The organism is Acetobacter aceti NBRC 14818 (assembly GCF_000193495.2).
In the GTDB taxonomy this organism is placed as follows: domain Bacteria; phylum Pseudomonadota; class Alphaproteobacteria; order Acetobacterales; family Acetobacteraceae; genus Acetobacter; species Acetobacter aceti.
The window spans coordinates 1699878-1724294 of record NZ_AP023410.1; the positions used below are offsets into that span (position 1 = coordinate 1699878).

Genomic DNA, 24417 nt, shown 5'->3' on the forward strand with positions numbered 1-24417 from the left:
GCAGGAGCCTGTCACCGCACCGGAAGTGGCAGCGCAGATGACTGGCTGTCCGGCCACAGGAGCGAGTGGCGTCCAGACATCTTTTGACATATCCATCTTTTCGGAATGGCTGATATAAAATTCTTTTTTAAATATGAGCCAACGCGGCCTTAAACCCTGCTTCTGCTGGCAGGGTCCGCCTTACAAGTGTCGTGTTTTTTATTGTTTTAGCCTGCGCTGCTCATTTTTTTGACCAGTAGCCGGATGCGCTGTTCGACATCCTCGTGACTGCCGCCGAGCCTGCGATCAAGTCCAAGAACGACGATGCCATGCACGGCTTCATACATCGTACGGGCGAGAACAGAGCGTTCCTTTACTGTGACAGGCATATCGCCAGCGAAAAGCGTGGCGATACGGTCCAGCAGGCTGTCGCGCAGAGCAAGATAATCAGACGGCAGTTCTTCCTGAGCGCTCCAGCGCAAGGCAAATAGCGCCTCCCAGCGGTTCAGATGATCACGGGCATAGCGGAAATATCCCAGCGCCAGCGCTTCCAGCTTCTGCGATGAGGAGCCTGACATGTTTTCCGCTTCGGCAAACATGAAGTTTCCCATTTCCAGAAGCGTGCGGGCGTTCACTTCCAGAATCACATTATCCAATCCGCCGAAAAGATAACCGAGAGACCCCAGCGCGCAGCCGGCTTTTCCGGTAACGGCGCGCGCAGAGCAGGCCCGGAACCCATCTTCAATAATGATCTGTTCCGCCGCATCCGTGATGGCGCTTCTGAGTGCTTCCGGATCCTTGCCTTTTCGCGCCATGTTTCTCTCTCCCCCTATTCGTCCGTCTTTATCCCTTATGGCATGAGATATAAAGAAAATGAACACTGTTCATTTTCTGATTGCATTAATGAACATCGTTCATTATGAACAATGTTCAGTGACAACACACCAACACGGAACCCATTCATGAGCACATCTCGCCACACCAGCAGCATCGCCGTTTCCTCAAGCTGGGTCATGTTCACCTGGATAAGCTTTGTGGTAGCCCTGCTCTCCATGGCAGTTGCCGTTATCTATATGCCGATGGAAAGCTGGCTCAGGGCCTATCTGGGGCTTTCGGGACTGTTTCTGGTGCAGTCATCCATTTCCCTCTCACGCACCCTGCGCGATCAGGCAGAATCTGAAGCCGCCAAAAATTCCTAGTGGCAATGGATGTGATCCTGAAGGCATCAGAAAATCGACTCAGGCAAGCCTCTTCGTTATACGGGCACTCTTCTTCAACATCGTTTTCAAGGAAGCAGTCTGTGCAGTGCGAGTGGCGTAGGTCTTACGACAGGCTGGTTCCAATACTGATCAAGGAACACTTCGGTAATCCCGGCGGTATGACCCGGCAGTTTCCTTACATGAAATCGACGTTTCCATGGAAAGACGAAGATTTCATCCTTACAGCCGAAGCGCTCGCCAACCCGAACAACAAATACCACGGCCTTGAACGGCAGGCTCAAAAGTATCATCGGGCTGGATCGTGGCAACTGGCGGGAGAATGTTGGCTGATTGCGGCAGGTTGGCGACGCAACATGATGGATGCTGATAACGAACAGCATGTGGAAGCGTTACAGTTTGTCCTGCGTCATGTCGAATATAACAGGGCGCTGGACGAGTGGAAAAAGAAGAAACTCAGCAGAAACGCCATGCCCTATCCCGAACTGTTCGGGCTTTCTGACAACTGACACTCTAATTTCGTCAAAACTACAGAAACACCTTAAAACACTACATCTTTCACCATCGCCATAAAAAAAGAGAGGCACAAAGGCCTCTCTTTTTCCGTAAACCCTACAGGCGGAAGTCGAATTACCGCTTATAGATCGGGAACTTTGCACACAGCGCCTTGACCCGCTCATGGACAGCGTTCTCGACGGCGGCATCACCCTCGCCACCAGCGGCGGCCAGCGCGGTCAGAACCTCGTCGATCATCTCGCCGACCTGACGGAACTCGGCCTCGCGGAAACCGCGCGCCGTCGCCGCCGGACTGCCCAGACGGATGCCGGATGTGATCGCAGGCTTTTCCGGATCAAACGGCACGGCGTTCTTGTTCGCCGTGATGCCCGCACGCTCCAGAGCCTTTTCCGCGATCTTGCCCGTCACCTTCTTCGGACGCAGATCAACCAGCAGCAGATGGCTGTCCGTGCCGCCGGTCACGAGGTCGAAACCACGCGCCACAAGTGTCTCGCCCAGAACCTTCGCGTTGGCGGCGACGGCTTTCTGATACTCCTTGAACTCCGGCTTCAGCGCCTCGCCGAACGCGACAGCCTTGGCGGCGATCACATGCATCAGCGGGCCGCCTTGCAGGCCGGGGAAGACGGCGGAATTGATCTTCTTCGCCAGCGCCTCGTTGTTTGTCAGGATCAGGCCGCCGCGAGGACCGCGCAGCGTCTTGTGCGTCGTGGTCGTGACGATGTCGGCGTGCGGGATCGGGCTCGGATAGAGACCAGCCGCCACCAGACCGGCGAAGTGCGCCATGTCCACCATCAGGAAAGCGCCGACCTCGTCAGCGATCTTGCGGAAGCGGGCGAAGTCGATGATGCGCGGATAGGCGGAGCTGCCGGCGACGATCAGCTTCGGCTTGTGCTCACGGGCCAGTGATTCCATCTCTTCGTAGTCGAGATAGCCATCTTCCTTGCGCACGCCATACTGCACGGCGTTGAACCACTTGCCGGAATAGTTCGGGGCTGCACCGTGTGTAAGGTGACCACCGGCGGCGAGGCTCATGCCCAGCACCGTATCGCCCGGCGCCACGACCGACATGAACGCCGCCTGGTTGGCGTTCGCGCCCGAATGCGGCTGCACGTTGGCGAAGCCCGCGCCGAACATCTGCTTGGCCCGCTCGATGGCGAGGACCTCGACCTTGTCGACCTCGGAGCAGCCGCCATAGTAGCGACGACCCGGATAGCCCTCGGCATATTTGTTGGTCAGAACGCTGCCCTGAGCCTGCAGGACAGCCTCCGACACCATGTTCTCCGACGCAATCAGCTCGATCCCGTCGCGCTGACGCTCGAACTCGCTCGCAATCGCTGCCGCAACCTCAGCGTCAACCTCCGCCAACGAAGACTGGAAAAAGCGATGCAGATCCGTCTCGCTCATATTGAAACTCCCTGTCCCAGAGCCACTCATCACAAAGCAGGTAGCCCCGAAACCGGACGCCCAACCCGAAACGTACCTTGCTGTTGGCGTGGTTGTAGCCTTTTCATGGACGGAAAACCACACCTCGCGCATAGATGGTCTGCATAGAGACGTTTCAAGGACAGCCTTACCCATGCCTCAGCCGCCCCGGCCCAGCTCATCATCCCTTTTCCGTCGCAAACCCATGGATGCCGCCCCGGAAGACAGTGGTCTGAAACGTGTACTGGGCCCGGCCACTCTGGTCGCACTTGGCGTGGGCGCGACCATTGGTGCCGGGCTGTTCTCGCTGACAGGCATTGCGGCAGGCGACAATGCGGGGCCGGCCGTAACGCTGTCCTATATCATTGCCGCCATCGCCTGCGGATTTGCGGGGCTCTGTTACAGTGAACTGGCGGGCATGATTCCCGTCGCCGGAAGCGCCTACTCCTATGCTTATGTCACGATGGGCGAACTGATCGCGTGGATCATCGGCTGGGATCTGGTGCTGGAATACGCCGTCGGGGCCGCAACGGTCTCAGTAAGCTGGTCGGGCTATGTGACCTCGCTCCTCGCCGGATGGGGCATTCATCTACCGGCACGCTTCACGGCCTCACCGTTCCAGACCGTTCATCTGGCGGACGGCAGCACCGCCAGCGGCATCGCCAACGTACCGGCGGCCTTCATCATCATTCTCGTCTCCCTGCTGCTGATCCGGGGAACCTCCGCCTCAGCGAAGGTGAATGCCGTCATTGTCGCTCTCAAACTGTCGGTCATTGCGGCCTTTATCGGCTTCGGCATCCCTTGGATCGACACGGCCAATTATCACCCGTTCATTCCGCCCAATGAGGGGACGTTCGGCCATTTCGGGTTTTCCGGCGTCATGCGTGCGGCGGGGACGATCTTCTTCGCCTATATCGGCTTCGATGCACTCTCGACGGCAGCTCAGGAGACCAGAAACCCCAAGCGCGACATTCCCATCGGTATTCTCGGCAGTCTGGCCATCTGCGCGCTGGCTTATGTCACCTTTTCCTTTGTGCTGACCGGAATCGTGAACTACGCCGATATGGCCGGAGACCCCGCCCCTGTCGCCACGGCCATCGACCGGACGCACATCACATGGCTTCAGATCGCCATCAAGTTCGGGATTATCGGCGGCTTCACTTCCGTGCTGTTGATGCTGCTGCTCGGACAGAGCCGCGTCTTTTTCGCTATGTCCCGTGACGGCCTGCTGCCTGCTCTGTTCAGTCGGACCCATGCCCGCTTTCACACGCCGTGGCTGTCCAATCTGTTCTTCATGGTACTGACAGGACTGCTGGCCGCCTTCCTGCCGATTGCCGAGCTGGGCCACATGACGTCCATCGGCACGCTGCTCGCCTTCATCATTGTCTGTGTCGGCGTGCTGGTGCTCCGCCGTCAGGCTCCCGACGCCGAGCGAAAATTTCGCGTAGCGGGAGGTCCGATCATTCCCCTCGCCGGGATTCTGTCCTGTCTGGTTGTCATGGTATCTCTGGACGGCCTGACCTGGCTCCGACTCTTCGTGTGGCTCGGGATCGGTCTGGGTGTTTATTTTCTTTACGGACGCCAGAAAAGCAGACTCGCCGGAGCAGACTGATCCAGTGAGACAAATCATGATCCGGTATTGAAACGCTCCTCAACCTGAGAGAACGCCCTTTTTACCGGATCAAACGCCCTGCTTAAGCAAGAAGGGTGTTTCTGCGGGTGGTGTAGTGGCAGGGCTCTTACTATTACCGACAGGTAAACAGCCGTCCGGCATTGCATGAAAACGGCATCTCTTTTGAAAGTATGCTGGAACTTTCCTGCTCTGACGCGATATACACCAGCATCAGGCCGTACTTGACCAAGGCGCGGCTCCCATAAAAACATCGGTTGATCCCGTGCTGCTTCTCCTGATGGGCGTCCTTGCCGTCGTCCTGCTGATTGCCATCAACATCCTCATTTCTCTCTCGGAAATCTCGTTCGCAGCCGCGCGCGATGTCAGACTGCGATCCCGCGCCGAAGCCGGTGACGAACGGGCGACGGCCTTCCTCGCCATGCGTCGCAACAGTGGTCAGGTGATGACCGTGCTTCAAATTCTTCTGAACGCGGTTGGAATCCTCGGCGGTATCGTCAGCTCCGATATGCTGACCCCACCGCTTTCAGACATTTTCAGAAGCTGGGGACTCAGCAACGCCTCCGCTGACAGTCTCGGCGCTACGATCAGCTTCATATTCATCACCGGCACGTTTGTCGTTTTTGCCGATCTGCTCCCCAAGCGCATCGCCATGAACGCGCCAGACCGGATCGGGCTCGCCATCGGATGGTTCCCCTCGACGGCGCTGCATCTGCTCTATCCGTTTGTCTGGGTCTTCTCCAAGATTTCCGACGCGCTGCTCCGCGCCCTGAAAATACCGGCTGCCTCCGCTGTCGAACCCGTCACACCGGAAGACCTGCGCGCCATTCTTGCTGCTGGCACCGCCTCCGGCGTGCTGCTGGAGCAGGAACATCTGATGATCCAGAACGTGCTGGGTCTTCAGGATCGCGCTGTTAGCTCCGCCATGACGCCCCGTGACGAAATCGTCTTTCTCGATGTGCAGGAAACGCCGGACACTTTGCGCAACAAGGTCCGTCACGACTCCTATTCCCGTTATCCGCTCTGCAATGGCGGCCTCGATCACGTTATCGGTTCAGTGCGCATCGAGGATATTTTCGTCGCCTCTGCCGATGAGAAAGGCGCTCTGCCGCTTGGTCGCCTGCGCCGCGATGTGCTGTCCGTCCCGGAGACACTCAATCTGTGGGATACACTCGCCCAGTTCGATGCCCACGGTGCAGGCTTTGCGCTCGTCATCAGTGAATACGGGCTAGTCGTCGGGCTGATTACCTTCAAGGATATCATGGGCGCGCTGATGGACGGGCTGGCGACGCCGTTTGAGGAGCAGCTTATCGTTCAGCGTGACGAGAACTCATGGCTGATCGACGGCGCAGCCCCGATCGGGGATGTCATCCGTGAACTCGGTGTGGCCGACCTGCCGGACAGCAGTTCCTTCGACACGATCGCGGGATTTGTCATGCATCGTCTCCGTCGCATGGCCCGCAAGGCGGATCATACGGACGCTTCCGGTTTCCGCTTTGAGGTGGTCGATGTCGAGGGCTTCCGCATCAACCAGTTGCTGGTGACCCGCCTGCCCCGCACGGAAGAATCCGAGACAGCCTGACGGTTTCTTCGCTTTAACGACGCCGGAACAGCAGTTCCAGGTCATTGCGTGTCAGCCTCACCCATGTCGGGCGTCCGTGCGAACAGGTGCCCGCACGCGGTGTCTCCTCCATGCGACGCAGCAGCGCATTCATTTCCGGAATGGTGAGGTTACGGCCCGCCCGGATGCTGCCGTGACAGGCCATGCGGGCGATCACCGCATCCAGTCGCGCATCCAGAGTGGGTGTTTCCTCAATACTGGCGAGGTCATCCGCGTCCAGTTCCTCCGCCAGATCCCGCAACAGATTCACGGCTGAGGCATTGCCGAGCAGCGCAGGCAGGGAGCGGACCAGCACGGCTCCAGCGCCAAACGGCTCCAGATCGATTCCGAGTTTCGACAGCGCATCGGCACGTGACACCAGCAGATCCGCCTGACTGCGGGACAATTCCACCACATCCGGCACCAGCAGACGTTGGGCGCGGATGGTGCCGGAGAGAAACTGCTCACGCAGAACCTCATGTGTCAGCCGCTCATGCGCGGCATGCTGATCCACCAGAACCATATTGTCATCGGCAGTTACGGCGATGATGTAGGTGCTGAGCACCTGCGCCACCGCCGCACCGAGAGGGTGATCTTTTTCCGGGCCGACTGCTGGAGAAATGGTGCCAGCCTGCGGATCGTCTGGCTGCACAGGTAAAGCAGGTGACTGATTTCCATTTTCCACACCATCCAGCATCACTGAAACAGGCGGATCCGGGGCGAAGATGCGGGCTGCGGGTTGAGCGCCCAGCGCCAGAAACGGCTCGGCAAATCCCTCCGAGCGCGGCACTTCCGGTGGATAGACGATCCGGGCTGGACGTGGTGCGGAAAAGCCCGGCCGCACACCCGCCGTTCCAGCCCCCAGTCCAAGCGCCCGCGTGATCGTGCCGATCACCAGTGATCGCACCCCGGCTTCATCGGCAAAACGGAGTTCTGTCTTGGCGGGATGGACGTTCACATCGACCTGCTCATAAGGCAACGACAGGTTGATGACAGCCACGGGATGACGACCGGACTCAATAACACGGCGATACGCGACGCGGATGGACGTACGCAGCAGCGGATCGACCACGGCGCGACCGTTGACCAGCATGAACTGTCCGGCTGTCGTCGGTCTGTGAACGGATGGGCTGCATGCAAAGCCCGACAGCTTCATGTCGCCGCGCACACCGTCCAGTTTCAGCAGACCATCCGCGTCTTCAATTCCGAGAAGCGCCGCCGCCCGTGCTTCGAGCGTTTCAGAGGGGCGATCAAGGATGGTGCGCCCATCCGCTTCCATGAAGAACGCCACATCGGGAGCCGTCAGCGCCAGACGACGGACCGCCGCTTCAGCGTGTGATCCTTCCACCCGGGCGCTCTTGAGAAACTTCCGACGGGCGGGCGTGGCGAAGAACATATCTTCGACCAGAATCGAGGTACCTTTTTCGCCTGAGCAAGGCTCTGGAGGAGAAATCTCGCCACCCGCGACGTGGATGCGCCACGCGCAGTCACTGTCCGCCTTGCGGGAGGTAATGGTCAGACGCGCCGCAGCCCCCACGGACGGCAGCGCCTCACCCCGGAAACCAAGGGTAGCGATCCGCACCAGTGTCTCATCGGACAGCTTTGACGTGCAGTGACGTTGCACGGCCAGCGCCAGTTCATCAGGCGTCATGCCAATGCCATCGTCCGTGACGACAATACGATCAGCGCCACCATTGACGATGGCGACGCGGACACGTTGCGCCTTTGCATCCAGCGCGTTTTCCACCAGTTCCTTGAGGGCCGCGGCAGGGCGCTCAATCACCTCACCGGCGGCGATACGGTTGATGACGGCATCGGAAAGCCGACGCAGAACGGGCTGGAAAGGAACAGGTTTGGACATGCTGGAGGTAGTTTAGCCCATTCGACGCGGTGACGGAATCACGCTTTACCTCGTGGCCACGATAAGGCACGACGAGGCTCATGACCCGTATCTATATTGATGCCGATGCCTGCCCGGTTAAGGACGAAACCTACCGTGTGGCGGGCCGCTACAAACTGCCCGTCGCGGTTGTCTCGAACCGCATGATCGTGATTCCTGACTCGCCGCTCATTGAGCGCGTCGTGGTGGAAGCAGGACCGGATGTCGCCGACGACTGGATCGCGGAGCATGCGCAGGAAGGCGACATCGTTGTGACTGGCGATATTCCTCTGGCGGCACGCTGTGTGGAAAAAGGCGCGAGCGTGATTGACTCGAAGGGAAAGATTCACGACGCCAACTCCATCGGAATGGCGCTCGCCATGCGCAATCTGATGACTGATCTCCGTTCTGCCGGGATGGAAACGCCCGGTGGCCCCTCGTTCAGCAAGACGGATCGCTCACGCTACCTTTCTGCGCTCGATACGCTGGTGGTGCGTCTGCGGAAACCCCGTTTTCGGATTCCTGTCGCGCCGTAAGATGTATGGGGCGCTTCCTGTCCCGATCTTACGATCTTGAAATCCTGTCTCTGACGAAACTACCGGACGACAGAGTTCAAACAGGCCTAGAATGGTATAAGCGTGTTCTCAAACATGTCTGCACAGGTCTCCCATGTAAACCGTTCCGCATGGGTGCGACAGGCGGCACGATCACCCTTCAACGCCTGCAGACAGGCAGCGCGCAGATCATCATTGACGGCACCGACGCACCCTTCCGCACCGGCCAGAATGTCCTTTGGTCCTGTCACATCATAAGCAGCGACCGGTGTGCCACAAGCCAGAGCTTCCAGAACCACCAGCCCGAACGTATCCGTGAGGCTTGGAAACACGAACACATCGCCGCCGGCATAAGCCGCCGCCAGCGCACCCTCTTCCAGTCGTCCCGTAAAGATCGCCTGCGGAAAATTCTTTTCCAACGCAGCACGATGCGGGCCATCGCCCACAACAACCTTTGTGCCCGGCAGATCAAGAGACAGAAAGGCCTCGATATTTTTCTCGACCGCCAGCCGCCCGACATGAATGAAGACCGGACCTGAAATGCCCAACTCAGCCTTCCAGTCCCTGCGCGGCTCCGGTGTGAAACGTGCGAGATCGACACCCCGTGTCCAGGGCATCACACGAGTGAAGCCACGGGCAGACAAATCTTCACGCAGGCTGGCGGTCGCGGCCAGCGTGCCCTGCGACCGGTTATGGAAGCGTCTCAGCAGCGCATAGGCTGGATCAAGCCCCCAGCCCAGACGGGCCTGAACATATTCCGGAAAACGTGTGTGGTATGAAGTGGTAAATGGAACACTATGTTTACGTGCCCAGCGCCATGCTGCCCAACCGACAGGGCCTTCGGTGACAATGTGCAGAACATTCGGTCTGAAAATCTTGACCAACTCTCTGAAACGCCGACCGGGATTGAGAGCGAGTGGTATTTCCGGATAACTCGGACACGGGATGGTGCGGAAACGATCCGGCCCGATGACCTCCACCTCATGCCCTTTCGCTCTGAGCATGTTGACGATGGTGGTCATGGTACGCACGACGCCATTGACCTGTGGCGTCCATGCGTCCGTCGCTATCAGTATTCGCAAGCCAGACCTCATTCAGACAGAGGATAACTTTGGTTTTCAGAATTCTATAGAGCCGGAATACGGCTATCAGGTCTTGAGATACGATGAAGGAGAACAGTTCAACCAGGCTCCCGGACCGACGTCATGCTCACAGTGCCTTCCTCATTCCGACGGGACATCATGTTCTCTGGCCAGCGAAATCTGCTACCTACCGTTGGCACATCCCGGGCCGGAGCAGGCGTTTTACGGCTCCAGTCAATCAGCGAGAACTGGCCGTGCCTGTCCTCAACAAGGCCGGTACAGCTTTCCACCCAGTCCCCTGTATTCATGTAGCAGACACCATCGATTATCCGGATTTCTGGACTATGGATGTGGCCGCAGATAATACCATCCGCACCCGCCTGTCGTGCCTCCTTGGCCAGCGCTTCTTCAAACCGGTCAATAGCTTTTACTGCTCCTTTGACCTGCCGCTTTGCCCACGCAGAGAAAGAGCGATACGGCAGGCCCAACCGACGCCTTACGCCATTGATCCAGCGGTTCAGCACAAGAGCTGCCGTATAGGCCTGATCACCCAGAAGCGCGAGAACCGGCGCGTAACGCACGACACTGTCAAACTCGTCACCGTGCAGGACCAGATAGCGCTTGCCATCAGCAGTGACATGGTCTGCGCGTGGCAGCAGACGAACGCCCGCCACTTCCAGATTCATCGGAAGCCAGCGACGAAACATCTCGTCATGGTTGCCGGGAATATAGATAACATCCGTCCCATGACGGGCCATGCGCAGGATGACCTGCAACAGTTCATCGTGATGATTGTCCCAGTACCATGACCGGCGCAGCCGCCATCCGTCGATGATGTCACCGACCAGATAAAGCTTTTCGCAGGAAATGGATTTCAGGAAATCGGCTGCGAGCGCCGCCTGACTTCCCCTGGTTCCGAGATGAATATCGGACAGAAACACCGCACGATAGGGTGTTTGCCCGGCGAGGGAAGTATCAACAAAGCTCATGGCGCTCCGTCCCGCAGGAGGTCTGCCTTCGTGTAGAGCATCCCCGTCAGCGGCTACATGACAGTTCCATGATTTCTGGAAAACCACGGTGTCGGATCATGGTGCTCCTGCGTTGATCAGGTGAAATTGAAAGTTCACCGCACGCCAGGAAAGACCGACCGCATGTATGTCATCCACAACCCCACCGCAGGCCGCAGGAATACCGGCCGGTTGTGGAACGTGCTCGATTGCCTCGCCAGTCACGGCATTCCACTGAAGATTCTTGAAACGCAATATGCCGGCCATGCCACGGAACTGGCCCGCACAGCGGTTCGTCAGGGCGCGGATATGGTGGTCGCGGCCGGAGGGGACGGCACGATTGCAGAAGTCGTCGCCGGCATGATGCACTCTGACACGCGTCTCGGGATCATCCCTCTTGGCACGGCGAATGTCCTTGCCCACGAATTCAATCTGCCTTTCGCCCCCAAAGCACTGGCAGCCGTGCTCGGCTCGGATGGCGGGACACCCCTCTGGCCCGGAATCCTGAAATCATCAGATCACTCAAGACTGTTTGTGCAGATGGTTGGCGCTGGTTTCGATGCGCATGTCGTGCATCATATCGACCTTGGCACAAAGCGCCTGCTGGGTCGGGGCGCTTATGTGCTCCAGACTGTTCGGGAACTGCCGCGTTACCAGTTTCCCTCACTGTGCGTTCGGGCCGATGGCAAGGAATATCATGCAGCCAGTGTGATTGTGAGCAAGGGTCGTCTTTATGGCGGCCCTTATCTGCTGTCATCGGACGCCCTGCCCGGTGAACCCGGTTTTTCCGTCACGCTTTTTGAACATGGTGGCGTTTCCTCCGCCCTGATGGCGGGGATTTCCCTGCCGCAAGGCAAGATGGGCAGTCTGCCCGGGGTGCAGACTGTACGTGCCTCGCATATAGAAATCACGACACCTGAAGGATTGCCCGTGCAGGCGGATGGAGATCCGGCAGGCATACTGCCGTTCGAAATTATGGATGCGTCAGGACCGGTGATGCTGGCAGCGGGCTGAGAAAGACTGATACGCTGCGTTGTCTGTGTGGCTTTTCAGGGAGACAGAACAATTCTCCCATCCAGCCCTCCCTGTCGTGTTTTCATCAGGGCTGTATCGAAAGATTCCAGAGGCAGAACCTCCGAGATGGGAGAACGCATGACACCACGGGCCAGAAGTTCAATCGCCTCATAAAGATCATCAAGGGTCGAACCCACCGACCCAAGCAGCGTGATTTCCCGCACAATGAAATCGATGGGATGAGACTGAAAAGCGTCGGTCGTGTAACCAAGCATCACCATTCGTCCACGACGACGCAGCATATTCAGGGCGCTGCTCATCGCCGCCTGCGTGCCGAGCAGTTCGAAAACAGCATCAGCGCCTTCACCGGTCAGTTCCCGCACACGGCTCGCTACATCAGGCGTTTCCAGCACATCAATGATGTGTTCCGCCCCCATCTCCAGTGCAATCTGCGCTCGGGCGCCGCCGCGTCCGACCGCAATGACCCGGCCTCCCGCCTGACGGGCATATTGCAAAAGAGCGAGCCCTACACCGCCAGTTCCATTGATGACTACCCAATCTCCCGGATGGATGGCCGCCATACGTCCCGCATGCACTGCCGTGGAGCCCGCGCACCCCATGGTCGCGGCCTCAGCGAGATCGACATGCTCCGGCACAGGCACGCAGTTTTTCACGGGAACAGTGATGTATTCGGCATAACCACCATCACTTGAGAAACCCGGTTGGGCCTTTGGTTGCGGACACAGATGATCGTCACCCATGCGACAGTAACGACACCTGCCGCAACCGACATAGTAATACACGACGACCTTGCGGCCTTCCCACGTCTGGTCCACGCCCGCACCGCAGGCATCGACCGTTCCGGCAATTTCATGCCCGACCGTAAAATCCCTTTTGCCGAGATCGAGCAATCCATCCTGAATATGCAGGTCCGTGCGGCACACACCACAGGCGGCAATTCTCACACGGACCTCCCCCGCTTCCGGCTCAGGGATTGAGACAGCCCGCAAGGCGAAGGGCCGGTTCGGAGAGACAAGCTGTACAGCTTTCATCGTCATGGATGAAGGAGACATGGGATCACCTGCGGGTTGGTGGACAGGGATGAATTCAGCCAGCCTCTTTGCTGAGTTCATCCTTGTAGGCGTCAAGGCTTTTCATAAGGCCCGGCTCAATCACCGGGGGCTTCTGCTTCAGATCTTCCAGAGCGCTGATAATGGTTTCTATGATCGCCAGCCGGGCATACCATTTATGATTGGCCGGGATCACAAACCATGGTGCATAATCGCGTGCGGTATGGGTGATCGCTTCCTCATAGGCGTTCTGGTACTGATCCCAGAACTGGCGCTCCCTGACATCGGACGAAGAGAATTTCCATCTCTTGTCCTTGACGTCCAGACGACTGAGAAGACGTTTCCTCTGCTCATCCTTCGAGATGTTGAGAAAGAATTTCAGAACAAGGGTACCCTGTCGCGACAGGTAGTGTTCGAAATGCCGGATATCGTCAAAACGCCCCTGCCAGAAGGCAGGCGTGCCGACCTCCCCGGGCAGATGCTCCCGCTCCAGAAGTTCTGGATGAACACGCGTCACCAATACGTCTTCATACTGGCTGCGATTGAAAATCACGATACGCCCGGAGGAAGGTGCTGAAATATGAATCCGCCAGAGGAAACCATGCAGCAGTTCCTGTGGGCCGGGCTGTTTGAAAGAGGTAACCGATACTCCCGCCGGATTCACGCCTGACATCACATGCTTGATCGTGCCATCCTTGCCTGCGGCGTCCATGCCCTGCAGCACGATCAGCAGGGACGCTTCACTGTTGGCGTAAAGCAGTTCCTGAAGATCGGAGAGACGCTTCTTTGCCTGTTTCAGAAGCGCCTTGCCCTCCGGCTTGGTCAGCCCCAGTCCGGCGTCATCGGTCGGATCGTAATCCTTCAGACGAAACGGTTTTGACGGATCGACGCGATAACGCGTGGTCAGGATGGACAGATCTTCCAGAGTAAGTTTTCTTTCAGGAGCAGTCGTCGTCATCGCGATATGTCCTTTTTCAGTCCAGATCCCGGACGACCGACAGACCACCTGACGCCTGACAAACCGGCATCATCTCGATACGGTTGATGTTCACATGCTCCGGCAACCCCAGAACCCACGCAACGGTCTCGGCAATATCCTCGGGCAGAAGAGGTTTCGTGCCGCGATAGACCTCTGCGGCCTTCGCATCGTCGCCCAGACGCACATTGCTGAACTCGCTGCCCCCACAGAGGCCGGGCTCCAGATTGGTGGCGCGCACACGGGTGCCAAGCAGATCGGTTCGCAGGTTTCTCATGAACTGCGAGACAAAGGCCTTGCTGGCGCCATAGACGTTTCCGCCCTTGTAGGGATACGTCCCTGCCGTGCTGCCGATGCACACGACGTGACCATGGTTGCGCTCGACCATGCCGGGCAGCAGCGCATGGGTGATCTCGACCATACCCGAGACATTCGTCCCGATCATGCGCTCCCAGTCATCGATGTTCGTGCTCTGCGCCGGGTCCATGCCAAGCGCCAGACCGGCGTTGTTGATGAGCACATCGACCTCACGCCAGCCCTCCGGCAGTTCGGTGGGCAGTCCCCGCAGCGAATCCTTGTCCAGCATGTCCAGCGCCAGAGGGAGGAAGGCGTCCCCGAGAGAAGCCTGCAACGCATCGAGTCTTTCGACGCGACGACCGGTGCCGATCACCCGGTAGCCATCCTTTACGAGCCGTTCGCTGATGGCCCGACCGAACCCTGCTGTCGCACCTGTCACAAGAACCGTGTCAGTCATCGTTCAGTTCCTTCTCTCTGTTCTGGCTTTCTTTCGGGTGGGGCGCATTAGCCCCCTTCTGCCGCCAGCTTGTCAAATGGCTCGGTTGTCAAATGGCTCCCGTCGCACCATATCTGGAGCATGCAGTTTTTACAGTCTGATACGGTCGCATCCAGCGGCGCCGAAGAGTCACTCGCAGGCCAGCTTCTCATCGCCATGCCGTCCCTAGCGGAATCCGAGTTCGACCGGAGCGTGATCTATCTGTGCGCGCACTCGGCGGACGGCGGCGCAATGGGCATTGTCGTCAACCGCCGTATCTCGCAGCCGGGTTTCGATGATCTGCTACTGCAACTCGACATCGCCCCGACCCCGCCGCGTCGTCGCATCGGCCTGTGCGCGGGAGGTCCCGTTGAGGCAGGCCGCGGACTGGTGCTTCATTCCACCGACTGGGACGGCGACGGCACACTGACCGTCAATAACGATATTTCCCTCAGCGCCAACCTTGAGGTGCTCAAGGACATTGCGGCCGGAGACGGTCCACGCGATGCGCTGCTGGCGCTTGGCCATGCAGGCTGGGAAGCCGGACAACTGGAAGAGGAAATCGCCCGTCACTCGGCGTGGCTGGTGGCTCCGGCTTCAAGGGAGATCGTATTCGGGGCGGATCATGCGGCGAAGTGGCGCAAGGCTCTGGCGGCGATCAATATCGACCCGCTGCGGTTGGCGTCCTTTACCGGGAGCGCGTGACCGTTCTTCAGGGCTTTGCCCCGAACCCCACAAAGGGACGAAGTCCCTTTGATCCCAATTTTTCAAAAGTCTACCGGAAAATCAGCAAAGACGGCGACATCTGACGATCTTCCGTCAGTGGCACCCACCGCCCTTGCTGTCACATCCCTTGCATCCCCCACATCCACCGCGTGGACCGGCGTTGGCCCGTCCGACCACAGCAGTTTGCAGCACGGAAGGCGCATGGACTGTGCGTAGGACTGACCCAGTGCTTTTCCACAATTTCTGCGTCACGGAAGGTGCAAGGCGTCCGAGCCAGTAAAGGGCGCAGACCAGAACCAGCAATCCAACAATCAGGCTTTCAATCATGACGGCCCCCATCCCATCGCCAGCGCAAATCTCCATGTGAGAAATGCTGCCAGATAGGCCAAACCGAACAGATAACCGGCCGTCTGAAAGACGACCTTCCAGCCGCCTGTTTCACGCCGGATGACGGCCAGAGTCGAGAAACACTGCGGCGCGTAGACATACCATGCCATCAGCGACAGCCCGGTCGCAAGACTCCATTGCTGCGACAGGATCGGGATCAACTGCGACGCCGCATCACTTTCACCGCCTCCCACGGCATAGACCGTCGCCAGCGCGCTCACCGCGACCTCGCGGGCCGCAAGTCCGGGAATCAGCGCCACACAGATCTGCCAGGTGAAGCCGAGAGGCGCAAAGACCGGCAGCATGATGTGCCCGATCCAGCCCGCCAGACTGTAATCAATGGCCGGGCCAGTTGCGCCCTCTGGCGGCGCAGGAAAGCTCGATAACGCCCAGAGCAGCACGCTGAGCGTGACGATGATACTGCCGACGCGCGAGAGAAAGATGACGGCCCGCTGCCAGAGCCCCAGCGCCACATTGCGCAGGCTCGGCCAGCGATAGGCGGGCAGTTCCATGAGCAGTGGATGTTCTTCCTGCGAGTCACTCCGTTTCATGACCCAGGCCACACCGAGCGCGCTGAGGATCGCCACCATATAGAGCGCAAACAGCACAAGCCCCTGCTGGTTGATCACGCCGCCGATGGAACGCCGGGGAATGAAGGCAGCGATCAGCAGGGCATAGACCGGCAGACGGGCCGAACAGGTCATCAGCGGCGCCAGCAGGATGGTGACAAGCCGGTCGCGTGGATTCTGGATGGTGCGCGTCGCCATGATGCCCGGAACGGCGCAGGCGAAACTGGACAGCAGCGGGATAAAGGAGCGCCCGGACAGACCGGCGGACGCCATGATCCGGTCCAGCAGGAACGCGGCGCGCGGCAGATAGCCGGACTCTTCCAGAATCAGGATCCACAGGAACAGGATCAGGATCTGCGGCAGGAACACGACCACGGTGCCGGCCCCGGCGATGATCCCATCCACCAGCAGGCTGCGGATCAGCCCGTCCGGCAGAAGCTGGCGGATCATCTCGCCAAAGCTGGAAACACCGGCGTCCACCGCATCCATGACCGGCTGCGCCCATGAAAAGACCGCCTGAAACATGACGAACATCAGGGCCAGCAGGATCACCAGCCCCCAGACGGGATGAAGAATCCAGCGATCAAGCCGGTCTTCCAGCGCCTCGGAGGCGACGGCGGGGCGGGATGTGCATTCCGTGAGAAGTCGCCGCACAGCCGCATGGATCTCGCCTTGAGCTGCGACCGCAGGAACGGGCGGATGTAGGGGAGGATGATCCAAAAGGGCCAGAAGATCATCCGCGCCATTTTTCCTGACTGCCACAACGCCCACGACAGGCGCGCCCAGCTCAGCGGACAGTCGCGGCAGGTCGATTTCCAGCCCTTCCTTCCGGGCGGCGTCGAGCATGTTGAGCACGATGATCGTCGGACGCCCCAGGCGACAGACCTCCAGGGCAAACCGCAGATGCAATCGCAGATTGGTCGCATCCAGAACGCAGATCAGCAGTTCGGGCGCAGGCTCTCCCCTGTAGCGTCCGGCACAGACATCGCGGGTGACGGCTTCGTCCGGGCTGGTGGCTGAAAGGCTGTAGGCACCCGGCAGATCAAGCAGACGGACGGGCCGACCTTCAGGAGTTGTAAATCGCCCTTCCTTGCGTTCGACCGTGACGCCTGCATAATTCGCCACTTTCTGGCGACTGCCGGTCAGCAGATTGAACAGCGAGGTCTTGCCGCAATTGGGGTTACCAACCAGCGCCGCCCGGAGCGGAAGGGTCTCGATCAGCGCATCCATGATTTATGGAGCATCCCGCAGAATGACCCGGGAGGCTTCCAAACGACGAAGGGCAAAGCGGGTGAACCCGATCTTCACAGCCAGCGGATCACCGCCGAAAGGCCCACTGGCGACAATACGCAGCGGCTCACCCGGAACGAAGCCGAGCTCCCCCAGTCGCCGCGCGACGGCGTCCGCCGCACCACGATGGTCGATATGATCGATAACGGCGTCGATTCCGGCCGGAAGCTCGTCCAGGCGCATGCGCAGGTCCTGTCAGCCAGTGCTGTTGTGATGTTGCGAATGATACCTATTTCCTATTCATGCCGCTGTCCACTTCGGTGTCAGAAGGACGGGAGACAGGTAGGCAGACAGCGCATCGCTGCGTGGCAACTTTCCCCGCTTTCGCCCGTTACCAGCCCGGAGGTATGCCGATGACCGCACACATTCCTGTAGACAGAATCTTTCAGCCTACGGAAACACACCTCAACGAAGTCGTCAGTGTCTGGGATCTGAAGGCGAAACTGGGCGAAGGACCGATCTGGAGCGAAACCGAATCCGCCTTCTACTTTGTTGATATTCTCAGTTGCGCCCTGCATCGCTACCGTCCCTCCGATGGTATGCGCTCAACCTGGCATGTGCAGCGTCGGCCGACCTTTCTTGTGCCGACACAGGACGGCGCCCTGATCTGCGGCATGGAAGACGGCCTGTATCTCTTTGATCCGGAAACCGGACGCACCCATCCGTTCATACCCGTCGAACAGCACCATTCCCGCACGCGCCTGAATGATGGCCACGTGGACAGGTCCGGACGACTCTGGTTCGGCACGATGGATGACAAGGAAGAACTCCCAATCGGCTCCCTCTACAGTATGGAGGGAGCCGATGTGGTCCTGCGTCGGCATCATAGCGGCTACACGATCAGCAATGGTCCCGTTATGTCTCCGGATGGCCAGACCCTCTATCACTGCGAGTCGGCACAAGGCGTGATCTATGCCTTTGACGTCACGGCCAGCGGAGATCTGGCTGGACAGAGGGTTTTTGCCGAAGTCAGCAATGGTGCGCCGGACGGGCTGGCAATGGACAGCAGCGGCACATTATGGGTCGGCGTCTGGGGTGGTCACAGGCTGGAACGCTTTACCCCGCACGGGACGCGTCTTGCACCGATTCCTGTTCCTGCCAGCAATGTGACCAAGGCGGCTTTCGGCGGCGATGACCTTCGGACGGTGTTCATCACCACGGCGCGCAAGGGGTTGTCCGCCGCCGAACTTGAAGCGGAGCCACTAAACGGCGCCGTGTTCTGCCTGCGCACCGAAACGCCCGGCATGCCACAGGGCCTCATGATGCTGCCCGGCTAGGACATCCGGGGCGCGGGTCTGCTGCATTGCAGAAGACTGACCGCTCGGAGGCCACCAGCGGAAAACGACCCTCTCTTCGAGTAAAAAACCGGAACGAAAACACAGTGAAACCGGCGTGACCGAGACAACCGGTCACGCCGGTTTCACGTCAAAGACGCGCTTTACCGCGAAGTTTCGCGTGCAATCCGCGCCGCCGCCCTCTATGGACAGCCGTTAACAGGTGTCCGCTGCGCGCTTGAAGCTGTCAGCGGCGGACATGTACGTAAAGAAAGATCAGGTCCGCCTTACGATGGATATTCGCAACATCGCCATTATCGCACACGTCGATCATGGCAAGACCACCCTTGTTGACGAACTGCTCAAGCAGTCCGGCTCGTTCCACGAACATCAGCAGGTTGCTGAGCGTGCGATGGACAGCAACGACCTTGAGCGCGAGCGTGGCATCACCATTCTCGCCAAGTGCACGTCCGTCGTCTGGAAAGACACCCGTATCAACATCATCGATACACCGGGCCATGCCGACTTCGGCGGCGAAGTCGAGCGTATCCTGAGCATGGTGGACGGCGCGATCGTGCTGGTTGACGCCGCAGAAGGCGCACTGCCGCAGACCAAGTTCGTGGTCGGCAAGGCGCTGGCCCGTGGCCTGAAGCCAATCGTCGTCGTGAACAAGATCGACCGTGGCGACGCCCGTCCGGACGAAGTCCACAACGAGATCTTCGATCTGTTCGCCTCTCTCGGCGCGAACGACGAGCAGCTCGACTTCCCGATGCTTTACGCATCTGGCCGTCAGGGCTGGGCGGACACGGAACTGGACGGCCCCCGCAAGGACCTATCCCCGATGTTCGACCTCGTGCTGCGTCATGTCCCGGCACCGAATCTGGACAAGGACAAGCCGTTCGCGATGGTTGCGACCATCCTCGAGTCCGACAATTTCCTTGGCCGCGTGCTGACAGGTCGCGTCGAGCAGGGCCGCGCCCGCGTCAACATGCCGGTCCGCGTGTTGCGTGAAGACGGCAGTGTTGTCGAGACAGGCCGTCTGACCAAGCTGCTCTCCTTCCGTGGCCTCGACCGTGTGCCTGTGGATGAGGTCGAAGCCGGTGACATCGTCGCCGTCGCCGGTCTGTCCGAAGCCACGATCCCGGAAACGATCGCTTCTCCGGAAGTGACCGAAGCCCTGAAGGCCATTCCGGTCGATCCGCCGACCCTGTCCATGACGTTCCGCATCAACGACGGCCCGCTGGGTGGTCGTGAAGGCAAGAAGGTCACGTCGCGTCAGATCCGTGACCGTCTGTTCAAGGAAACAGAAAGCAACATCGCCATCCGCGTGACGGAAAGCCCCGAGAGCGAAGCGTGCGAGGTTGCTGGTCGTGGCGAACTTCAGCTTGGTGTGCTCATCGAGACGATGCGTCGGGAAGGTTTCGAGCTGACCATCGGTCGTCCCCGCGTGCTGTTCCAGACCAACGAAGAGACCGGCGAGCGTGAGGAGCCTTATGAAGAGGTTCTGATCGACGTGGACGAGCCCTACTCGGGCGTCGTGGTCGAGAAGATGTCACTCCGTAAGGGCCAGATGCAGGACATGCGTCCGTCCGGTGGCGACAAGGTGCGTCTGACCTTCCTGATCCCGTCACGTGGCCTGATCGGCTATCACGGCGAGTTCCTGACCGACACGCGCGGCACGGGCATCATGAACCGTCTGTTTGCGGGTTATCAGCCTTATGCAGGCACGATCGAAGGCCGTCGCAACGGCTCGCTGATCTCGTCTGAAGACGGCGCGACCACGCAGTATTCGCTGTTCTCCCTGCAGGACCGCGGCACGCTGTTCGTCGGCGCTGGCGAGAAGGTCTATGTCGGCATGATCATCGGCGAGCATTCCCGTGAGAATGATCTCGAAGTGAACGCCGTTCGTGAAAAGAAGCTGACCAACATCCGCGCCGCCGGCAAGGACGAGGCGCTGCTTCTGGTTCCGCCGCGCAAGATGAGCCTCGAGCAGGCGATTGCCTACATCGAGGACGACGAACTGGTGGAAGTCACACCGTCCGCCGTGCGTCTGCGCAAGCGCTACCTCGACCCGCACGAGCGTAAGAAGAACGAGCGTTCCAAGAAGAACGACTGATAGAACACGACTACAGGAGGCCAGACGTCCATGTGCGTCTGGCCTCTGAAGCGTTCTAAACGCTTCCAGAAGGAGGGGATACCTCCCCTCCCCGTCTGACCTCCGGAGCCGGGCGTGATGCCCCCATTCAGAATCGGGTCGGAACTTTTCGCCTGTTTCTGCGCTCCTGATACGGGCTGCCCACAGTCCATTCGAAACATAATCGACAGATTCTTCGGGCAAAACTGTATGCTGTGCCCTGCTGATGGCGTTTGGCCATCTGTTTTCCTGCGCGAAAGGATGAGGACGAGCCTTTGAAACAGACGTTTTTTTCAACCCTCCTGGACATTCAGGGGTGGTTCGACTGGCTCCCCCCCACCATCGCCTCCCTTTTCATCCTCTTCGCCCTCGGGGCCGCCGCTGCGTGGGTCGCAGGATTTATTCTCAAGCGCGGCTTTGCCCGCGTACCGGGAAAAAAACGTCCGGGCTCCTTTATCCGCACCAGCGCCACCATCCTGCGGCATCCCGTCCAGCTGGCCGCAGCATCGGTCACCATGATTCTGGCGATTCCGGCTCTGGAAATCTCCACCCGGATCGTGGGACCGCTTGCGCATCTGCTGGCGGTCCTGATCGTGTTCGCCGTGGGGCTCAGCCTCATCCGCTCGGCTCGTCTGGCCTGCTCTCTCTACATTGAGCAGCTCGACGCCTCCGGTGAGGAGCACGAGGAAGACATTTTGGGCAGAAAGCATCTGACGCAGGTCAGGCTGCTCCAACGCATTGCGGAAATTCTCATCGGGTTGCTGACCGTCGGTGCGGCGCTCATGACGTTCGAGCCCGTCCGGCAATATGGTCTCAGCCTGCTGGCCTCTGCCGGTGCGGCCTCCATCATCGTCGGTCTTGCCGCCCGGTCCGTGCTGACCAACCTCATCGCTGGTGCGCAGATTGCCGTCACCCAGCCCATTCGCATGGGTGACATGATTTCCTTCGAGGGCGACTGGACATGGGTCGAGGAAATCAACGCGACGTTTGTGGTTCTCCGGGCATGGGACAAGCGCAGGCGGATCGTGCCGCTCTCCTACTTTCTCGATAACCCTTTCGAGAACTGGACCTATAACTCCGCCGAACTGACCGGCGCGGTCTATCTCTATCTCGATTTTCTGGCGCCCGTGGACATCATCCGCACCAGACTTGCTGAAATTGTTGAAGGATGCCGTGAATGGAACGGCAAGGATTTCAGCGTGCAGGTTGCTGATTCAACCGATCGGGTCATCATGCTGCGTATCACTGCCGGAGCTCGGACAGCCGTGCGAAGCTGGGATCTGCGCTGCGCCATCCGGGAGCAGATCATCGTCTGGATCCGCGAAAACTGCCCGGAAGCCTTCCCGCAGACCCGGTTCTCGGCTCATGACTCGTCGCCCGAAAACCAGCCTTCACCATATCGGATGCAGGCCCGCCTGCCGGATAATCCGGGGGGTATGTTTTCTCTGTAATTTGGCGTGTAGGGGTATTTGAAGCTTTTTGGAAAAAGCTTCACCAAAAACTTTTTTATGATTTACGGGCGAGTTGTTTGAGGATGGTTGCTGCCTGTCGATTGCATCGCCATTGAGCTGACAGTCGGTTCTGCGGGGAAAAGCGGAAGGTCTACTTTGCAACAGCTTAAATGACCAACCTGATATTGGTTAGATGACAAGGCGTTCACGCGGAAGCCCTCCTGAAACGCATTTTCAAACACATCAATAAAAATATGTAATTTTTGCGTTTTAAAAAAATATAAACAGGTCGTTTCCGACAGCCTAATTTTTTGGCTTGCATTAAATCCCCAAAACAGGATATACCTTAACCCTTATCAGGTTAAGGAATCTAGAATGCGTACTTACGAACACATTGCTTACTTGCTCATCTACATGCTGAAAGCGTCCGAAAAGGCTCGCTTCCGTCTTAGTCGGAAATCGTTACAGTCGATTTCTGGCCGTAGTGTCATCAAATCTGCCCTCATCAAAAATATTGGCGAATGGATGGAAGGAACCGCTGTAATCCTGCCACTCAATCGTGGTGGTTATGTCATCGTTTCTCAAGAAAGCTTGGAAGGAATTGCTCCCTTAAAAATTGCTGATGTTATTCCGAATTGGCGAAAACTCGATATTGAATTTCTAAAAGATCAGGTCGATGCGATGGAAGATGAAGGCGATGAGTGATGTTTATTTTTGACAAATCCAAATAAATGACGATTTATATTTGTACAAGAACAACCCAAAAATAGTGTGAGGATTTATTTAATGTTTATAGCTGACGCTTCTTTTATTAAAGGAACAAAGTGGAAGATTCTTGAGAATATTGCGCAAAGACAGGATATAGGTGTTTCGCCAATTACCGCAATAGAGTTGGCAAGCCATTTATGTGAATCTCCAAAAGAGCAGTCCTATAATCGCTCGAAGGTAAATTTTCTCAAGTGTAAATTATTCAAAATACTTGACGATCCGTTTTGGATATCAGCCAAGCGAGGCATTATAACAGCACATAATTCTCGGCAACATGAAGCAAGTATGGTTGGTCGCCTCTTCCCTATTGTGGAAAGCTCTGGCACCCTTGGAGATCTTCTTTCGAAGTATATAGAATTTCCAGAAGGATGCAAAGTAAAATGTAACATAATGGAATATTCTTCTACAGTTCTGGCTGAAGAAGAAAATGTGTTTCGAAAGACTGTCTCACAAATTTGGGCCAAAGCTCCATTGGATCCACTATTAAATGGTGGACATACGTTACACCCCGATAATTTTGGGCGGGTAGTAATGAATTCAATAAAAGATAACCATCTATCTAGAAAACATAGCCTAGCTTACATTTTTGGAATATCTATGTATTTTGGATATATAATGGATAGAATGATCGTATACGCCAATAAACGGCCTCGGGGAATAGGCGAGTTTAATTATAACATGATAGACCGAAATGATTGCGAAGACGCTTTTTTGTGTCTAAATCTAAATCTCAATTCAACGGATACTATAGTAACAAACGACAAGGGGACAATAAATGCCATTAACAATACAGTGGAGAGAATTTTGAGCTCATCACTGTTCTCAAGAGCGGCAAAATTCGTGATACGTGAAAAAAAATATGTCATGAACCATGATGAGTTTTTAAGTCATTGTAACGTATGATATTTATAATTTCAAAATTGTTTTGTGGAATTTATTGACTCTTGAAATATTTAGAATACTAATCAAATATTTATGGATTTTTAACATGAATAAAACTTGCTTAATTTCCCTTAATTTCCCAAAATTGGATATCCATTTTGAAGGCGAAAGCGGACAGCCGCGCAAAATCAAACTAAGGTTGGCAAACGCTCTTTAGC

23 protein-coding genes are annotated in these 24417 nt (G+C 57.6%); 12 read left to right on the forward strand and 11 right to left on the reverse strand.

What is annotated here, in order from left to right:
• Positions 1 to 206: 206 nt before the first annotated feature.
• A complete protein-coding gene (locus tag EMQ_RS07675; RefSeq protein WP_010666000.1) occupies positions 207 to 794 on the reverse strand; it encodes a TetR/AcrR family transcriptional regulator in 588 nt (195 codons plus the stop codon).
• Between the two features lie 147 nt (positions 795 to 941).
• Between EMQ_RS07675 and EMQ_RS07680 the strand changes: the two genes are divergently transcribed.
• A complete protein-coding gene (locus EMQ_RS07680; protein ID WP_010666001.1) occupies positions 942 to 1178 on the forward strand; it encodes a YiaA/YiaB family inner membrane protein in 237 nt (78 codons plus the stop codon).
• A gap of 101 nt (positions 1179 to 1279) precedes the next feature.
• Positions 1280 to 1705, forward strand: coding sequence for a hypothetical protein (locus EMQ_RS07685; protein WP_231367974.1), 426 nt, complete (start codon positions 1280 to 1282; stop codon positions 1703 to 1705).
• A 121-nt stretch (positions 1706 to 1826) separates the two neighbouring features.
• Here EMQ_RS07685 and glyA read toward each other — a convergent pair whose 3' ends face one another.
• Positions 1827 to 3116 carry a serine hydroxymethyltransferase gene (glyA, locus tag EMQ_RS07690; RefSeq protein WP_018308215.1) on the reverse strand — a complete coding sequence of 430 codons (1290 nt, stop codon included), beginning with the start codon at positions 3114 to 3116 and terminating at the stop codon, positions 1827 to 1829.
• Between the two features lie 172 nt (positions 3117 to 3288).
• Between glyA and EMQ_RS07695 the strand changes: the two genes are divergently transcribed.
• Positions 3289 to 4746, forward strand: a complete 1458-nt coding sequence (locus tag EMQ_RS07695; protein WP_010665854.1) for an amino acid permease — start codon at positions 3289 to 3291, stop codon at positions 4744 to 4746.
• A gap of 283 nt (positions 4747 to 5029) precedes the next feature.
• On the forward strand, positions 5030 to 6346 hold the full coding sequence (locus tag EMQ_RS07700; RefSeq protein WP_010665855.1) for a hemolysin family protein: 1317 nt from the start codon (positions 5030 to 5032) through the stop codon (positions 6344 to 6346).
• A gap of 13 nt (positions 6347 to 6359) precedes the next feature.
• Here the strand turns inward: EMQ_RS07700 and mutL are convergent, their stop codons facing one another.
• Positions 6360 to 8225 carry a DNA mismatch repair endonuclease MutL gene (gene mutL / locus EMQ_RS07705; protein ID WP_010665856.1) on the reverse strand — a complete coding sequence of 622 codons (1866 nt, stop codon included), beginning with the start codon at positions 8223 to 8225 and terminating at the stop codon, positions 6360 to 6362.
• Positions 8226 to 8305: 80 nt separating this feature from the next.
• On the opposite strand from mutL, the gene EMQ_RS07710 reads away from it, so the two are divergent.
• On the forward strand, positions 8306 to 8779 hold the full coding sequence (locus EMQ_RS07710) for a YaiI/YqxD family protein (protein WP_010665857.1): 474 nt from the start codon (positions 8306 to 8308) through the stop codon (positions 8777 to 8779).
• Between the two features lie 86 nt (positions 8780 to 8865).
• Here the strand turns inward: EMQ_RS07710 and EMQ_RS07715 are convergent, their stop codons facing one another.
• Both EMQ_RS07715 and EMQ_RS07720 read right to left on the reverse strand, forming a co-directional pair.
• Positions 8866 to 9879, reverse strand: a complete 1014-nt coding sequence (locus EMQ_RS07715; protein ID WP_026200147.1) for a glycosyltransferase family 4 protein — start codon at positions 9877 to 9879, stop codon at positions 8866 to 8868.
• A 98-nt stretch (positions 9880 to 9977) separates the two neighbouring features.
• On the reverse strand, positions 9978 to 10868 hold the full coding sequence (locus EMQ_RS07720; protein WP_010665859.1) for a UDP-2,3-diacylglucosamine diphosphatase: 891 nt from the start codon (positions 10866 to 10868) through the stop codon (positions 9978 to 9980).
• Positions 10869 to 10994: 126 nt separating this feature from the next.
• Here EMQ_RS07720 and EMQ_RS07725 point away from each other — a divergent pair, with 126 nt between their 5' ends.
• Positions 10995 to 11900 (forward strand): diacylglycerol/lipid kinase family protein, encoded by a 906-nt coding sequence (locus tag EMQ_RS07725; protein WP_231367973.1) that lies wholly within the window; start codon positions 10995 to 10997, stop codon positions 11898 to 11900.
• A 35-nt stretch (positions 11901 to 11935) separates the two neighbouring features.
• Here the strand turns inward: EMQ_RS07725 and EMQ_RS07730 are convergent, their stop codons facing one another.
• From EMQ_RS07730 to EMQ_RS07740, 3 genes are read right to left on the reverse strand one after another with little or no spacing between them, the layout of a single operon-like run.
• Positions 11936 to 12973, reverse strand: coding sequence for an alcohol dehydrogenase catalytic domain-containing protein (locus EMQ_RS07730; RefSeq protein ID WP_010665862.1), 1038 nt, complete (start codon positions 12971 to 12973; stop codon positions 11936 to 11938).
• A gap of 34 nt (positions 12974 to 13007) precedes the next feature.
• Complete coding sequence (locus EMQ_RS07735) at positions 13008 to 13928, reverse strand: polyphosphate kinase 2 family protein (RefSeq protein ID WP_010665863.1); 921 nt, start codon at positions 13926 to 13928, stop codon at positions 13008 to 13010.
• Positions 13929 to 13944: 16 nt separating this feature from the next.
• Positions 13945 to 14700, reverse strand: a complete 756-nt coding sequence (locus EMQ_RS07740; protein WP_010665864.1) for an SDR family NAD(P)-dependent oxidoreductase — start codon at positions 14698 to 14700, stop codon at positions 13945 to 13947.
• 120 nt (positions 14701 to 14820) lie between these two features.
• On the opposite strand from EMQ_RS07740, the gene EMQ_RS07745 reads away from it, so the two are divergent.
• Positions 14821 to 15423, forward strand: a complete 603-nt coding sequence (locus EMQ_RS07745) for a YqgE/AlgH family protein (protein ID WP_010665865.1) — start codon at positions 14821 to 14823, stop codon at positions 15421 to 15423.
• Positions 15424 to 15537: 114 nt separating this feature from the next.
• On the opposite strand, the gene EMQ_RS07750 is transcribed toward EMQ_RS07745, so the two are convergent.
• Genes EMQ_RS07750 through EMQ_RS07760 form a run of 3 tightly spaced genes read right to left on the reverse strand, consistent with a single transcriptional unit; the run spans position 15538 to position 17873 of the window.
• Positions 15538 to 15771 (reverse strand): DUF6587 family protein, encoded by a 234-nt coding sequence (locus EMQ_RS07750; protein WP_132012110.1) that lies wholly within the window; start codon positions 15769 to 15771, stop codon positions 15538 to 15540.
• A complete protein-coding gene (feoB, locus tag EMQ_RS07755; protein ID WP_010667157.1) occupies positions 15768 to 17630 on the reverse strand; it encodes a ferrous iron transport protein B in 1863 nt (620 codons plus the stop codon). The genes EMQ_RS07750 and feoB overlap by 4 nt, the downstream gene beginning before the upstream one ends.
• 3 nt (positions 17631 to 17633) lie before the next feature.
• Positions 17634 to 17873 (reverse strand): FeoA family protein, encoded by a 240-nt coding sequence (locus tag EMQ_RS07760; RefSeq protein WP_010667156.1) that lies wholly within the window; start codon positions 17871 to 17873, stop codon positions 17634 to 17636.
• Positions 17874 to 18043: 170 nt separating this feature from the next.
• On the opposite strand from EMQ_RS07760, the gene EMQ_RS07765 reads away from it, so the two are divergent.
• The 5 genes from EMQ_RS07765 (at position 18044) to EMQ_RS07785 (ending at position 24220) form a co-directional block, all read left to right on the forward strand.
• On the forward strand, positions 18044 to 18967 hold the full coding sequence (locus EMQ_RS07765) for an SMP-30/gluconolactonase/LRE family protein (protein WP_231367972.1): 924 nt from the start codon (positions 18044 to 18046) through the stop codon (positions 18965 to 18967).
• Between the two features lie 289 nt (positions 18968 to 19256).
• A complete protein-coding gene (gene typA, locus EMQ_RS07770; protein WP_010667084.1) occupies positions 19257 to 21080 on the forward strand; it encodes a translational GTPase TypA in 1824 nt (607 codons plus the stop codon).
• A 293-nt stretch (positions 21081 to 21373) separates the two neighbouring features.
• Positions 21374 to 22549, forward strand: coding sequence for a mechanosensitive ion channel family protein (locus EMQ_RS07775; protein ID WP_010667085.1), 1176 nt, complete (start codon positions 21374 to 21376; stop codon positions 22547 to 22549).
• Between the two features lie 375 nt (positions 22550 to 22924).
• A complete protein-coding gene (locus EMQ_RS07780; RefSeq protein WP_018308213.1) occupies positions 22925 to 23254 on the forward strand; it encodes a hypothetical protein in 330 nt (109 codons plus the stop codon).
• An 81-nt stretch (positions 23255 to 23335) separates the two neighbouring features.
• On the forward strand, positions 23336 to 24220 hold the full coding sequence (locus EMQ_RS07785; RefSeq protein WP_018308212.1) for a hypothetical protein: 885 nt from the start codon (positions 23336 to 23338) through the stop codon (positions 24218 to 24220).
• The last annotated feature ends 197 nt before the right edge of the window (positions 24221 to 24417 follow it).